The following is a 13,147-nucleotide window of genomic DNA, read 5'->3' as shown; positions in this document are numbered from 1 at the left end:
CGGGCGCGGCGGCCGGGTGAACCGGTCGCCGCGCTCCGCGCCGCTGCGTGCGCGCGGTGCGCTCAGCCGCGGAGACCGAGCGGCACGGCCGCCGCGTTGATGCGCCCGCCCGCGGCGAGCCAGTCGGCGAACCGGGTCGGCGCGAGCGACGCGTCCGGTCCGGGGAGCAGGTCCTCCTCCTCCAGTCGCGTCCCGAAGTACTCGGCGAGCGGGTCGGCGAGCACCTCGCGGGGATCCTGACGGATCCGCAGGCCCCGCTGCACGATCTCGTGGAGGCGGAAGCGCTCCGGACCGCCGAACTCGACCATGCCGTCCACCGGACCGGCGAGGGCCGCGCCGATCGTCGCGTCGGCGACGTCGTCCGCGGCCATCGGCTGGATGAACGCGTTCGAGAGCCGCACGACGTGCCGGATCGAGGCGGAGTCGGCGATCGCCTGGATGAACTCGAAGAACTGGGTCGCGTGCACGATCGTGTACGGCCGGCCCGAGTTCCGGATGAGCCGCTCCTGGGCCTCCTTCGCGGCGAAGTAGCCGCCCTCGCCCCGCGCGAGCCGGTCGGTGCCGACGACCGAGAGGGCGACGTGGTGGCCGACGCCCGCCGCGGCGCCGTACGCGATCAGGTTCTGCGTCGAGCCGGAGAAGAACTCCATCGCCTCGCGCTCGTCGAGGTAGCCCGAGTTCGACACGTCGATGAGGGCCTCCGCCCCGGCGAGCGCCTCGGCGAGCCCCGTGCCGGAGTACGAGTCGACGCCGCTCGCGCGCGAGGCGACCACGACGTCGTGCCCGGCCGCCTGGAGCCGGGCCGCGATGCGGGTGCCGATGAGGCCCGTCCCGCCGATCACCGCGATGCGCATGGCGTCGCCCCTTACTTCGCGGCGGCCGGCTGCGCGGCCGACCAGGCCTCGTAGGTGGTCGCCGAGATCGTCGCGTCGGGATGCGTCGTCGTGAGCTCGTCGCCCTCGAGCAGCGTGCCGAAGTACTGTGCGGCGGGGTCGCCGACGACGGTGCGCTCGTCGCCGGTCGCCCGGAGGGCGCGCTCGACGTACTCGGACATCGGCAGGCGCTCGGGCCCGCCGATCTCGGCGACGCCGTTCAGCGCCTCGGCGACGGCGGCCTTCGCGACGGCCGCGGAGACCTCGGCCGCGGCGATCGGCTGCATGAGCCCGACGGGCAGGTGCACGGTGCCGTCGACGGTCGCCGAGTCGGCGATGCGGGGGAGGAACTCGTAGAACTGGGTGGCGCGCAGGATCGTGTACGGCTGCCCCGATGCGGTGATGAGCGCCTCCTGGGCGACCTTGGCGCGCAAGTAGCCGCTGCCCGGGAGCCGATCGGCGCCCACGATCGACAGCGCAACGTGGTGGTCGACGCCTGCCTCGCGCTCGGCGTCGAGCAGGATGCCCGTCGAGCGGGTGAAGAAGTCGAGCACGTCCGCGTCGGCGAACGAGGGGGAGTTCGAGACGTCGACGACGACGTCGGCGCCGTTGAGCGCCTCGGCGACGCCTTCGCCGGTGAGGGTGTTGACGCCCGTGTTCGGGGAGGCCGCGACGGCCTCGTGGCCGTGCTCCGCCAGGAGGGAGACGACCTTCGAGCCGATGAGGCCGGTGCCGCCGATGACGACGATCTTCATGATGCTTCCTTCCGTCCGGACGGCAGGCCGCTCCCGCCGCCGTCGGAAGCTCAGACCGGGCAGGGGCTCGATCTGTGACGGATGCCGTCCGATCCGCGAGCCGACCCGTCAGTCCGCGCCGGACCGCCCGCGATTCCAGTGGGCGAGCTTCGGCGCGGACGTCGAGAGCCACACCGCTTCGATCCGGCCGTCCGGGCCGACATCGGCGGCGAGCACGCCGACCACGAGCCCGTCGCCGCGCCGCACCGCGAGACCGGGGCAGCCGTTGACCTGCACGGGCTCGAGCACGTCCCCGCGCCGTCGTGCCCGCCGTGCGAGCAGGAAGCGGGCGACCGCGGCGCGGCCGCGCGCATCGACGCCGTCCGAATCGCCGCTGTCGACGAGCATCCGCACGTCCGGGTGCAGCAGTGCCGCGAGCGCGAGTTCATCGCCGGCGTCGAGCGCGTCGCGCAGTCCGCCGGCGATGTCGTCACGCGGCACGGCCGGCCACGGCGCCGAGCTTCGCGGGGTTCATCAGCCACAGCACCTGGTCGATGCCCCGTTCGGACGCGACGATCGCGAGCACGGCGAAGACCGCGCCCTCCTTCGAGAGCAGCATCGCGGGCTGCCCGTTGACCTCGCGTTCCTCGACGTCGACGCCCTCCCAGAAGTGGGTGTGGAACGCGCGCACGAACTTCGCGACCGTCTCGCGGCTGCGCACGGGGAACTTGGATGCCCGAACGGCGCCGCCCCCGTCGGAGTACGAGACGACGTCCTCGGCGAAGAGGCGCTCGAGCTGGGCGAGGTCGCCCGTTCGGGCGGCGGCGACGAACGCGGTGAGCAGGCGCCGCTGCTCGTCCGGCTCGACCTCGCGGCGGGCCTCGCCGGCGAGGTGCTTGCGGGCGCGGCTCACGAGCTGCCGGGCGGCGGCCTGCGAGCAGTCGACGATCTCGGCGATCTGGGCGTACTCGTAGTCGAAGGCCTCGCGGAGCACGTAGGCGGCGCGCTCGGTGGGCGTCAGCCGTTCGAGCATCGAGAGCACGGCGAACCCGAGGGCTTCGGTGCGTTCGGCACCGAGCGTCGGATCGGCGCTCGTGTCGACGGGCTCGGGCAGCCACGGGCCGATGTAGGTCTCGCGGCGCACGCGGGCCGATTGCAGCGCGTTGATGGCGAGCCGCGTCGTAGTCGTGGCGAGGAAGGCCGGCGGATCGAGCACGACGCGCCGATCCGTCGACTGCCAGCGCAGCCACGCGTCCTGCACGAGGTCCTCCGCCTCGGAGGCGCTGCCGAGCATCCGGTAGGCGATGCCGAAGAGCCGCCCGCGCACGGCGGTGAACACCGCGAGCGCTGCGTCGAGGTCCGCGTCCATCCCGACTGCCGCCTCCGTCCCGTTCCGGTCCAGGATGCCCGGGCGGGCAGCGTCCGTCGACCCCGCCCGCCCGCTCGTTCCGCCCATGGGTCAGGCGGCGACGCGCTCGTCGGCGAGTGCTCGGACCGCCTGCAAGATGAGCGCGGCGACCTCCTCGGGACGCGAGACCGGGGTGGCGTGCGAGGCGCCCGCGAGCTCGACGGCGGCACGCGCACCGGCGCGCTCGGCGCCCGCCCGTGCCACGGCGGCGGGGATGTTGCGGTCCTCGGCGCCCCAGACGTGCCACGACGGGCGATCGGTCCAGCCGGGCGCGACGGCCTGCACCGGGTCGCGGAGCGCGGCCTCGGTCACGGGCCGCTGCGTGGCGCCCATGAGCCCGGCGGTCTGGACGTCGACGTCGGCGGCGAACTGGTCGCGGAACTTCGCCCGGTCGATGGCGAACTCGACGCCGCCGCCGGCGAGGGGGCGCGGCACGATGGCGTCGCCGAGGGTGGAGCCGGGCTCGCTCGCCGAGAGCGAGAAGGCGGATTCGCCCGCCGACGGCGTGAAGGCCGAGACGTAGACGAGGCCCGCGACGCGGTCGTTCCCGGCCGACGCCTCGCTGATGACGAGCCCGCCGTAGGAGTGGCCGACGAGCACGACGGGCCCCTCGATCGACGCGATCACGTCGCGCACGTAGGCGGCGTCGCCCGCGAGACCGCGGAGCGGGTTGGCGACGGCCGTCGAGACGACGCCCTCGGCGTACAGGGCGCGGATGACGCCGTTCCAGCTCGCGGACTCGGCGAATGCGCCGTGGACGAGCACGACGGTCGGCTGCTGCGGTTCGGACATGGGAACCCCCTTCGTTCGGCCGCCGCGGCGCGACGACTCGACAACTCAGACCGGGTGACGGCGCCGGTTGTGACATCCGGTGCGTACCGGTCCTCGGGGAACCGGGCGGCAGCTGCTCAGCCCGCGGCTTCGAGTTCGGCGATGACGATCTTGTGCTGGCCCATCATCACCTGGATCTGCGCGGGCGTGCGGGTGAGCTCGCCCATGTTCGCGGGCACGATCTGCCAGCTTACGCCGAAGCGGTCTTTGCACCAGCCGCACTGCTCGGCCTCGGGCACGTGGGAGAGCGCCGCCCAGTAGCGGTCGATCTCGGCCTGGTCGGCGCAGTGCACGACGAACGAGACGGCTTCCGTGAACGGGAACATCGGCCCGCCGTCGAGGCAGACGAAGTCGACGCCGTTCAGGGTGAACTCGCCGTTCAGCACCCGCTCGGTCATGCCCTCGAAGTGCTCGTCGAGCGACTCGTCGGGGTACGGGGTGATCGAGCGGATCCGCGAGTTCGGGAACAGGGCGACGTAGTACTCCATCGCCTCCTTCGCCTGGTGATCGAACCACAGGCAGGGCTGGACGGGTGCGACTTCGGCCATGGGACGACTCCTCGCGTCGATGCGGATGCTCCGCGGCGAACGTTACGCGGCCCCGCCGACATCCTCGACCCCGGTCCCGGTCCCGGTCCCGGTCCCGGTCCCGAGTCCGAGTCCGGGCGGCGTCGCTCAGGCGACGAGCCGGCGCAACCGCGCGTACGCGGCGAGGATGCCGGCGTCGAGCCCGTCGCCCTCCTCGACGAGCCAGCGGGCGAAGCCGAGGTGGAAGGCCGCGACGCCCGCCCGTGCCAGGAGCTCGGCGTCGACGTCCGCGATGCCGCGCGCGCGGAGCGCCTCGGCGACGGCCGCCGTCATGCGTTCGAGCTTCAGCAGCTCGCGCTCCTGGAGACCCGGCTCGGCGGCGATGACGGCGGCGCGCTGCCGGGCGAAGTCGCGTCGTTCGGCGAGCAGTGCGCCGCCTGCGGCGACGGCCGCGCCGACGAGGTCGGCGGGTTCGGCCGACGCCGGGGCCTCGGCGACGGACGCCACCACGACCTGCTGCAGCGCGTTGGAGCCGTCGAAGAGCACTTCGCGCTTGTCGGCGTAGTGGCGGAAGAAGGTGCGCTCCGTCACGCCGGCGCGCTCGGCGATGGCAGCGACGGTCGTCTGCTCGTACCCGCGCTCGCCGAAGAGCTCGAGCGCGGCGCGCGCGAGCCGTCCCGGGGCGTCGCGCTCCCAACGTGCCATGCTCCGAGTCTAGTGATGGCACAGGCTGACATCACAGGTGTACACTGATGTCAGTTACTGACATGGGCCGCGACGTGCGACGAGATCCGCCTGCGCACCGGCTCGGAAGGGACCCGTCATGCGCATCTTCGTCACCGGAGCCTCCGGTTGGATCGGCTCCGCCTCGATCGCCGAACTCCTCGCGGCCGGCCACGAGATCGTCGGGCTCGCCCGCTCCGAGGCGTCCGCCGCCAGGATCGAGGGCGCTGGCGGCCGCGCCGTCCGGGGCGCTCTCGCCGACCTCGATCTGCTCGCCGAGCAGGCCGCCGCCGCCGACGGCGTGCTCCACCTCGGGTTCAACCACGACTTCAGCGACTACGCGGGCGCCGGCCGCACGGAGCGGGCCGTCGTCGAGACGTTCGGCGATGCGCTGGCCGGCTCCGGCAAGCCCTTCGCGTTCGCCTCCGGCGTCGCCGGGTTCGCGCTCGGCCGTCCGGTGACCGAAGCGGACGCCTCCGCGTACCGCACGCCGGACGCCCCCCGCGGCGGCGTCGAGCCCCTCGCCCTCGGCTTCGCCGATCGGGGCATCCGCTCGATGGCCCTGCGCTTCGCCCCGACCGTGCACGGAGCGGGCGACCACGGATTCACGAACGTGCTCGTCGAGACCGCGCATCGCCACGGCGTCGCGGCGTTCATCGGCGACGGCGCGAACCGGTGGCCCGCCGTGCACCGCCTCGACGCGGCGAAACTCGTGGCCCTCGCGGTCGAGACCGCTCCCGCGGGCACGCGTGTGCACGCCGTCGCCGAATCGGGCGTCCCGACGCGCGAGATCGCCGCGGCGATCGGGCGCAGCCTCGGCGTGCCGACGGTATCGATCGACCCCGCCGACGCGGCCGAGCACTTCGGCTGGCTCGGGGCGCTCTACGGCGCCGACCTCCCGGCATCGAGCGAGGCGACCCGCGAACTGCTCGGCTGGGCGCCGGTGCATCCGACGCTCGTCGAGGACCTCGACGGCGGTGCCTACCGATCCGCCTGAAGCCCGAGCGGCGCGCGGCCGGGATCTCGGACTCCAAGGTGCCGGCTCGTCGCCGATTCGGCGACAATGGTCGGGCACGGGAGGCGGTTCCGTGCGGAAGGACGACGGACGCGATGACGAATCAGACCGGTGCCCCCGGCCCGGCGGGCGCCCTCACGCCCGAGCACGACCACACCCACGCGGCGATCGAGTGCCCGGTGTGCTTCGAGCAGCTCCAGCGCAACCACGACTGGTGGCGGGCGCGGCCCGAGGGCTCGCGGCTCGTGGGCCTCGTCGTCGCCCGCGAGGACATGCCCCCGATCCTCCAGCAGCGCACCGACCTCGCGACCTTCGGCGTGCAGATCCTCGACTTCAAGTTCCCGGCCCCGCAGGCGCTCGAGGACTGGGAGCAGCGCCTCGGGCGGCTGTTCTCGACGCTCCAGCCCGGCGACGTGCTCGTCGTGGTGAACGAGCGCGCCCTCGGCCGCACCCCCGACGAGGCGGCGCGCACGATCCGCACCCTGCGCCGCTACGGCCTCGTCGTGAAGGTGCTCGGCCACGGGGCGCGCCACCTCTCGGACGCGACGGGCTGACCGGCGCCGCTCCGGCCGGGCGTTCCCGGCGGGAACAGCGGCGGGCGTCATCCGGTTGCAAACGGCATGGATACTGCGAAACCGGGCGCCGTGCGCCAGCTGCGATTGGTGGTGTCGGTGCCCGAGGGCGTCGACTTCGACGAGGCGGTCGCGTTCTACCGCGACGCGCTCGGGATGCCCGAGTCCGAGTCCTACGAGGGCGAGGGCGACGCGCGCGTCGTGATCCTCGACGCCGGGCGTGCGACGCTCGAGCTCTCCAACCCCGGGCAGGTGCGCCTCATCGACGGCGTCGAGACCGACGGTTCGGCCGCGGCCGCGAGCGCGCCGCTGCGGGTGGCGCTCGAGGTGGCGGACGCCGCCGAGGCGACGCGCACCGCGCTCGACGCCGGCGCGTCGCTGCTCGCCGAGCCGCGCGAGACCCCGTGGCGTTCGCTGAACTCGCGCCTCGCCGGGCCTGCGGCGCTCCAGTTGACGCTCTTCGAGGAGCTCGACGCGGAGTAGTCCGTGCGCGCGCGGATACTCTGTTCCGCGGACGCACCGGCCGTTCACCGTCCGGTCACGATCGCCTCGTAGCGTGGGGCGGCGATCGGCCACCGGGGGAAGGACCAGGATGACGCTGTCGACGGGCACGCTCGGTGACGAGGAACTCGCGCCACCAGCACGGACCCTGCTCGACGTCCTCCGCGACAGCGCCGCGCGCGAACCGGATGCCTCCGCCATCGAGGACGACCGCGGCGCGGTCAGCTATCGGCAGCTCCTGCGGCTCGTCGACGGCGTCGCCGTCAACCTGCACGAGGCCGGCGTGCGCCGCGGCGACCGGGTGGGCGTGCGGATGCCCTCCGGCAACCGCGACCTCTACCTCGGCATCCTCGGCGTGCTCGCGATCGGCGCCGCCTACGTGCCGGTCGACGTCGACGACCCCGACGAGCGCGCGAGCCTCGTCTTCGGCGAGGCCGGCGTCGTCGGCGTGCTGACCGCCGACGGGTACGTGCCGTCGCTCGGCGGCACTGCGCCCTCCGACGTCGTCGACGACCTCGGGCTCCGCGCCCCGACCGGCACCCTGCCGATCGTCGAGCCGCCGCGCCCCGAGGACGACGCGTGGATCATCTTCACCTCGGGTTCGACCGGGACGCCGAAGGGCGTGGCCGTGCGGCATCGTTCGGCCGCCGCGTTCGTCGACGCCGAGGCGCGCCTGTTCCTCCAGGACGAGCCGATCGGACCGACCGACCGCGTGCTCGCGGGCCTCTCGGTCGCCTTCGACGCGTCCTGCGAGGAGATGTGGCTCGCGTGGGGCCACGGCGCGTGCCTCGTGCCGGCGCCCCGCAGCCTCGTGCGCAGCGGCATGGACCTCGGACCCTGGCTCTCGTCGCGGCGCATCACGATCGTCTCGACGGTGCCGACGCTCGCGGCGCTCTGGCCGCCGGAGGCGCTCGACACCGTGCGGCTGCTGATCTTCGGCGGCGAGGCCTGCCCGCCGGAGCTCGTCAACCGGCTCGCGGTCGACGACCGGGAGGTCTGGAACACCTACGGGCCGACCGAGGCGACCGTCGTCGCGAGTGCGGCGCAGATGCACGCGGGCGAACCGGTCCGCATCGGACTGCCGCTCGACGGCTGGGTGCTCGCGGTCGTCGACGAGACCGGCGCGCCCGTCGCCGACGGCGGTTCGGGCGAGCTCATCATCGGCGGCGTCGGCCTGGCCCGCTACTTGGACCCCGAGAAGGATGCCGCGAAGTACGCGCCGATGCCCTCCCTCGGCTGGGAGCGGGCGTACCGCAGCGGCGACCTCGTGCGGCTCGACCCCGACGGGCTGTTCTACCTCGGCCGCGCCGACGACCAGGTGAAGGTCGGCGGCCGCCGCATCGAGCTCGGCGAGATCGAGTCCGCCCTCCAGGATCTGCCGGGCGTCTCGGGCGCCGCCGCGGCCGTGCGGCGCAGCGCCGCGGGCAACGACGTGCTCGTCGGCTACCTCGCCGTCCCCGAGCGCGAGGCCTTCGACCGTCCGGCCGCGCTCGCCCGGCTCCGCGCCGAGCTGCCGGGCGCGCTCGTGCCGCTCCTCGCCGTCGTCGACGAACTGCCGGTGCGCACCTCCGGCAAGGTCGACCGGGCGGCGCTGCCGTGGCCGCTCGAGGACGACGGCGCCGGGGAGCCGACCGGCCTCGATCCCGTCGCCGACGCGCTCGCGGGCGACTGGCGCACGGTGCTCGGCCTCGGCGTCGGCGGCCCGGACGACAACTTCTTCGACCTGGGCGGCGGATCGCTCGCTGCGGCGCAGCTGGTCTCGCTCGTGCGCGAACGGCATCCGGACTTCACGGTGGCCGACGTCTACGCGACGCCGCGGTTCGGCGCGATGGCGGCGGCGCTCGCCGACTCGGCCGAGTTCTCGAGCGCCGACTCGACCCACACCGTGCCCCGTACGCCCCGCACCATGCAGGTGCTGCAGACGCTGCTCGGCATCCCGCTCTTCATCCTGAGCGGCATCCGCTGGATGCTCTACCTCCTCACCGCGGTGGCCGTCCTCCAGCCGCTCGGCGGCTTCGGGGCGTTCCCGCCGGTGTCGTGGCCGTGGCTGCTCGTCGGCCTCCTCGTCTTCGTCACGCCGTGGGGCCGGATGGCGATCGCCGTCGTGGTCGCCAAGCTCGTGCTCGCGGGCCTGCAACCGGGCGACTACCCGCGCGGCGGCAGCGTGCACCTGCGCCTGTGGTTCGCCGAGCAGGTCGCCCATCAGGTCGGCGCCGCGAGCCTCGCCGGTGCCCCGTGGATCACCTACTACGCCCGGGCGCTCGGAGCCCGCATCGCCCCCGGCGTCGACCTGCACGCGCTGCCGCCGGTGACCGGGATGCTGCGCATCGGCTCGGGCGCGTCCATCGAGCCCGAGGTCGACCTCGCCGGGTACTGGATCGACGGCGACCTCGTGCGCGTCGGCGAGATCCGCATCGGCGCCGGCGCCTCCATCGGCGCCCGCAGCTCGCTCATGCCGGGCGCCCGTATCGGCAAGCACGCGAGCGTGGCGCCGGGTTCCTCGGTGTTCGGTCGCGTGCCGAACGGCCAGGAGTGGGCCGGCTCGCCCGCCGTGCGCGTCGGCCGGGCACGGCACTGGTGGCCCGAGGAGCGCCCGCCGCTGCGAACGCGCTGGGTGCTCGCCTACTCGGCCGCGTCGGTGGCCGTCTCGCTCGTGCCCGTCGCCGGATTCGTGGCGGGCGGGGCGCTCGTCGCCGCGGCGATCCGGGGGTCGGCCGATCTCGGGGACGCCGCGTGGCGCGCGCTCGGCATGCTCGTGCCGGCGACCCTCGTAGCCGGCATCGTCATCGCCGGGCTCGTCGTGCTGCTCGTGCGCCTGCTCGGCTTCGGGCTGCGCGAGGGCGTCTTCCCGGTGCGCGGCCGCACGGGCTGGCAGGTGTGGTCGATCGAGCGGCTGCTCGATCTCGCCCGAACGGTCCTCTTCCCGCTCTACTCGAGCCTCTTCACGCCCGTCTGGCTCCGGATGCTCGGCGCCGACGTCGGCCGCGACGTCGAGGCCTCGACGGTGCTGCTGCTGCCGGGCATGACCTCGATCGGCGACGGCGCGTTCCTCGCCGACGACACGCTCGTCGCGGGCTACGAGCTCGGCGGCGGTTACGTGCGCATCGCCGCGGTGCGCATCGGCCCGCGCGCGTTCCTCGGCAACTCCGGTATCGCCGGGGCGGGCAACCGGGTTCCCCGCGACGGCCTCGTCGCGGTGCTCTCCGTCGCGCCGCGCAAGGCGAAGGCGGGCACCTCGTGGCTCGGCTCGCCGCCCGTGAAGCTGCGCCGCCACGCGCAGGACGCCGAGGAGGAACGCACGTTCGATCCGCCGTACCGCCTCCGCGTGGCCCGCACGTTGTGGGAGGCGCTGCGCATCGTGCCGGTGATCGTGAGTTGCGGCATCGGGCTCGGCGTGCTGCTCGTCCTCGCGGCGCTCGTGCAGGAGTGGGGCGTCCTCGTGGCGGCCCTCCTCAGCGGTCCGGTGCTGCTCGCCACCGGCGCGGTGGCCGCGGGCATCAGCACGGTCGCCAAGTGGGTCCTGCTCGGCCGGGTCCGTCCCGGCGAGCATCCGCTCTGGTCGTCGTTCATCTGGCGGAGCGAAGTGTCGGACACCTTCACCGAGATGGTCGCCGCCCCCTGGTTCGCGACGAGCGCGGCCGGCACGCCGGCACTCGTGTGGTGGCTGCGCAGCCTCGGCGCCCGCATCGGCCACGGCGTCTGGATCGACAGCTACTGGCTGCCCGAGGCCGACCTGGTCACGCTCGAGGACGCCTCGACGGTGAACCGGGGCTGCGTCGTGCAGACCCACCTCTTCCATGATCGAATCATGAGCATGGATACGGTCCTCATCGAGCGCGGCGGCACGCTCGGCCCGCACAGCGTCATCCTGCCGGCGGCGCGCATCGGCGAGGACGCGACGATCGGTCCGGCCTCGCTCGTCATGCGCGGCGAGACCGTGCCGCGCTCCAGCCGCTGGAGCGGCAACCCGATCGGCCCGTGGCGGGCGGTCGTCGTGCGCGACTACCACCGCGGGGCGGCCTGATGACGGACGGACCGCGACGCCCGCACGAGTACGTGCCGCGTTCGGGCTCGGATGCGTACTCGGTGCGCTCCTACGATCTCGACCTCGACTACCGCACCTCGACGAACCGGCTGAACGCCCGTGCGGTCATCCGCGCCCGGGCGAACGTCCCGCTCACGGTCATCCCGTTCGATCTCGTGCACCTGCGCGCGAAGCGGGTGAAGCTCGACGGCGACCGGCGCACCCGGTTCGCCCAATCGGCGACGCACGTCACGGTGAAGCCCGCGAAGCCCCTGGCGGCGGGCGCCGAGTTCGAGGTCGAGATCGAGTACGACGGGTCTCCGCGCCCGCGGCGCTCCCGCTGGGGCACGATCGGGTGGGAGGAGCTCGAGGACGGCGTGCTCGTCGCGGCGCAGCCCGTCGGCGCGCCGACCTGGTTCCCGTGCAACGACCGGCCGGACGACAAGGCGTCGTACCGCATCGCCGTGACGACGGAGGAGCCCTACACGGTGCTGGCGACGGGGCAGCTCGTCGACCACTCGGTCGCGCGCGGTCGCGGTCGCTGGGAGTACTTCCAGGCGGAGCCGACGTCGACGTACCTGGCGGCGGTGCAGATCGGCCGCTACACGATGGAGCCGCGGCATTCGGCGGGCGTCGAGTGGCTGCTCGCGTTCCCGCCGGCGCTCGCACGGCCGGTGCTGAAGGACTTCGCTCCGGTCGCGCGGATGCTCGAGGCGTTCCAGGAGCGATTCGGCCCCTACCCGTTCCCGACCTACACGATCGTCGTCACCGAGGACCCGCTCGAGATCCCGCTGGAGTCCCAGGGCATGGCGACGTTCGGGTCGACGCACGCCGACGGGCACGGCGGTTCGGAACGGCTCATCGCCCACGAGCTCGCGCACCAGTGGTTCGGCAACAGCGTCGGGCTCATCGGCTGGGGCGACATCTGGCTCAACGAGGGGTTCGCCTGCTATGCGGAGTGGCTCTGGTCGGAGGCCGACGGTCGCGAGTCCGCCGATGCGCTGGCACGGCGGGCGCACCGGATGCTCGCGGGGCTCCCGCGCGACCTCGTGCTCGGCGACCCCGGGCCCGACCTGCTCTTCGACGATCGCGTCTACAAGCGCGGCGCCTGCCTCGTGCACGCCGTGCGCCTGCAACTCGGCGACGACCAGTTCTTCGCCCTGCTGCGCGCGTGGTGCGAGCGCTACCGTCACGCCTCGGCGGGTACCGCCGAGTTCCGCGAGCTCACCGGCGGCTTCGCCGACGAGGATGACGCGCTGGACTCGCTCTTCGACGCGTGGCTGCTGGAGCCCGCGCTGCCGCGGCTGCCCGCGGCGAAGCCGACGAGACGACGCGGCTGAGCCGGGCCGGGATCGGCCGAGCCGGAATCAGCCGGCGACGGGAGCGATCGCGAGGGCGACGGCGATCGCGAGCCCGCCCGCACCGTCGGGCCGCCCGTCGGGCCGGGCGTCGGGCCGGAGGATGCGGTAGCGCCGCTGCCCGGGAGCGATGCTCGCGCCGCCGTCCTCGAACCGGACGGCGGACGGGTCCACGCGCAGCCCCCGGCCGTCGGCCTTGAGCACGGCCTCCGCGGCGGTCCACGCCTCGAGGGGCGGAAGCTCCCGCGCACTCTGGTCGAGGAGCGAGGCAGCCGCGGCGAGTCGATCGACGTTCGTCGTGACGGGTTCGGCGTCGACGCCGACGGGCACGCGTGCGGCGACCGCGACCGCCCGTCCGTCGGCGTGCGTGATCGACACGTGCAGGCCCGGTTCGCCGACGACGAGGGGGCGTCCGTGCGGGCCGCCGCAGTCGGGGCACCGGGCCTCGATGCGGAACTCCTCGGCATCCCGGCCGGTGAGCCGGTGCAGCGCCTCGCGGGCGGCCGCTCGGCCGGCGTCGAAGCGGCCGGCGTCGCCGTGCGGCACGATCGCGAGCGCGAACCCGTCCGCGCCGGTCATCCG

General features: G+C 74.1%; 13 protein-coding genes. 5 read left to right on the top strand and 8 right to left on the bottom strand.

Going from position 1 to position 13,147, the window contains the following annotated elements; translation table 11 throughout:
• Nucleotides 1–62: 62 nt before the first annotated feature.
• From GB864_RS09250 to GB864_RS09220, 7 genes are all read right to left on the bottom strand, one after another.
• On the bottom strand, nt 63–854 hold the full coding sequence (locus tag GB864_RS09250; RefSeq protein ID WP_160424312.1) for an SDR family oxidoreductase: 792 nt from the start codon (nt 852–854) through the stop codon (nt 63–65).
• An 11-nt stretch (nt 855–865) separates the two neighbouring features.
• Nucleotides 866–1,627: an SDR family oxidoreductase gene (locus GB864_RS09245; RefSeq protein ID WP_160424310.1), complete on the bottom strand. Its 762-nt coding sequence runs from the start codon at nt 1,625–1,627 to the stop codon at nt 866–868.
• A 108-nt stretch (nt 1,628–1,735) separates the two neighbouring features.
• Nucleotides 1,736–2,107, bottom strand: coding sequence for a sigma-70 family RNA polymerase sigma factor family protein (locus GB864_RS09240; RefSeq protein WP_160424308.1), 372 nt, complete (start codon nt 2,105–2,107; stop codon nt 1,736–1,738).
• A complete protein-coding gene (locus GB864_RS09235) occupies nt 2,097–2,975 on the bottom strand; it encodes an RNA polymerase sigma-70 factor (RefSeq protein ID WP_160424307.1) in 879 nt (292 codons plus the stop codon). The genes GB864_RS09240 and GB864_RS09235 overlap by 11 nt, the downstream gene beginning before the upstream one ends.
• A gap of 90 nt (nt 2,976–3,065) precedes the next feature.
• Nucleotides 3,066–3,806, bottom strand: coding sequence for an alpha/beta fold hydrolase (locus GB864_RS09230; RefSeq protein ID WP_160424305.1), 741 nt, complete (start codon nt 3,804–3,806; stop codon nt 3,066–3,068).
• A gap of 116 nt (nt 3,807–3,922) precedes the next feature.
• Nucleotides 3,923–4,393: a VOC family protein gene (locus GB864_RS09225; RefSeq protein ID WP_160424303.1), complete on the bottom strand. Its 471-nt coding sequence runs from the start codon at nt 4,391–4,393 to the stop codon at nt 3,923–3,925.
• Nucleotides 4,394–4,519: 126 nt separating this feature from the next.
• Nucleotides 4,520–5,077 (bottom strand): TetR/AcrR family transcriptional regulator, encoded by a 558-nt coding sequence (locus tag GB864_RS09220; RefSeq protein WP_160424300.1) that lies wholly within the window; start codon nt 5,075–5,077, stop codon nt 4,520–4,522.
• A 118-nt stretch (nt 5,078–5,195) separates the two neighbouring features.
• Between GB864_RS09220 and GB864_RS09215 the strand changes: the two genes are divergently transcribed.
• The 5 genes from GB864_RS09215 to GB864_RS09195 all read left to right on the top strand — a co-directional run bounded on the left by GB864_RS09215 (nt 5,196) and on the right by GB864_RS09195 (nt 12,547).
• A complete protein-coding gene (locus GB864_RS09215; RefSeq protein WP_160424298.1) occupies nt 5,196–6,092 on the top strand; it encodes an SDR family oxidoreductase in 897 nt (298 codons plus the stop codon).
• A gap of 113 nt (nt 6,093–6,205) precedes the next feature.
• Entirely contained in the window at nt 6,206–6,664 is a 459-nt protein-coding gene (locus GB864_RS09210; protein WP_160424297.1) for a recombinase family protein, read from the top strand.
• Between the two features lie 66 nt (nt 6,665–6,730).
• Nucleotides 6,731–7,165 carry a VOC family protein gene (locus tag GB864_RS09205; protein ID WP_160424295.1) on the top strand — a complete coding sequence of 145 codons (435 nt, stop codon included), beginning with the start codon at nt 6,731–6,733 and terminating at the stop codon, nt 7,163–7,165.
• Between the two features lie 109 nt (nt 7,166–7,274).
• Complete coding sequence (locus GB864_RS09200; protein WP_160424293.1) at nt 7,275–11,207, top strand: Pls/PosA family non-ribosomal peptide synthetase; 3,933 nt, start codon at nt 7,275–7,277, stop codon at nt 11,205–11,207.
• Nucleotides 11,207–12,547: a M1 family metallopeptidase gene (locus tag GB864_RS09195; RefSeq protein ID WP_160424291.1), complete on the top strand. Its 1,341-nt coding sequence runs from the start codon at nt 11,207–11,209 to the stop codon at nt 12,545–12,547. Before GB864_RS09200 ends, GB864_RS09195 begins: the two co-directional genes overlap by 1 nt.
• 27 nt (nt 12,548–12,574) lie before the next feature.
• Here GB864_RS09195 and GB864_RS09190 read toward each other — a convergent pair whose 3' ends face one another.
• The gene (locus GB864_RS09190) at nt 12,575–13,144 is read right to left on the bottom strand and encodes a 4'-phosphopantetheinyl transferase family protein (RefSeq protein ID WP_160424289.1); all 570 of its coding nucleotides are present in this window, start codon (nt 13,142–13,144) and stop codon (nt 12,575–12,577) included.
• Nucleotides 13,145–13,147: the final 3 nt, after the last annotated feature.

This window comes from Agromyces seonyuensis, assembly GCF_009789225.1.
Taxonomy (GTDB): domain Bacteria; phylum Actinomycetota; class Actinomycetes; order Actinomycetales; family Microbacteriaceae; genus Agromyces; species Agromyces seonyuensis.
The sequence above is the reverse complement of the archived record's forward strand: the minus strand, read 5'-3'. Positions and strand labels throughout refer to the sequence as shown.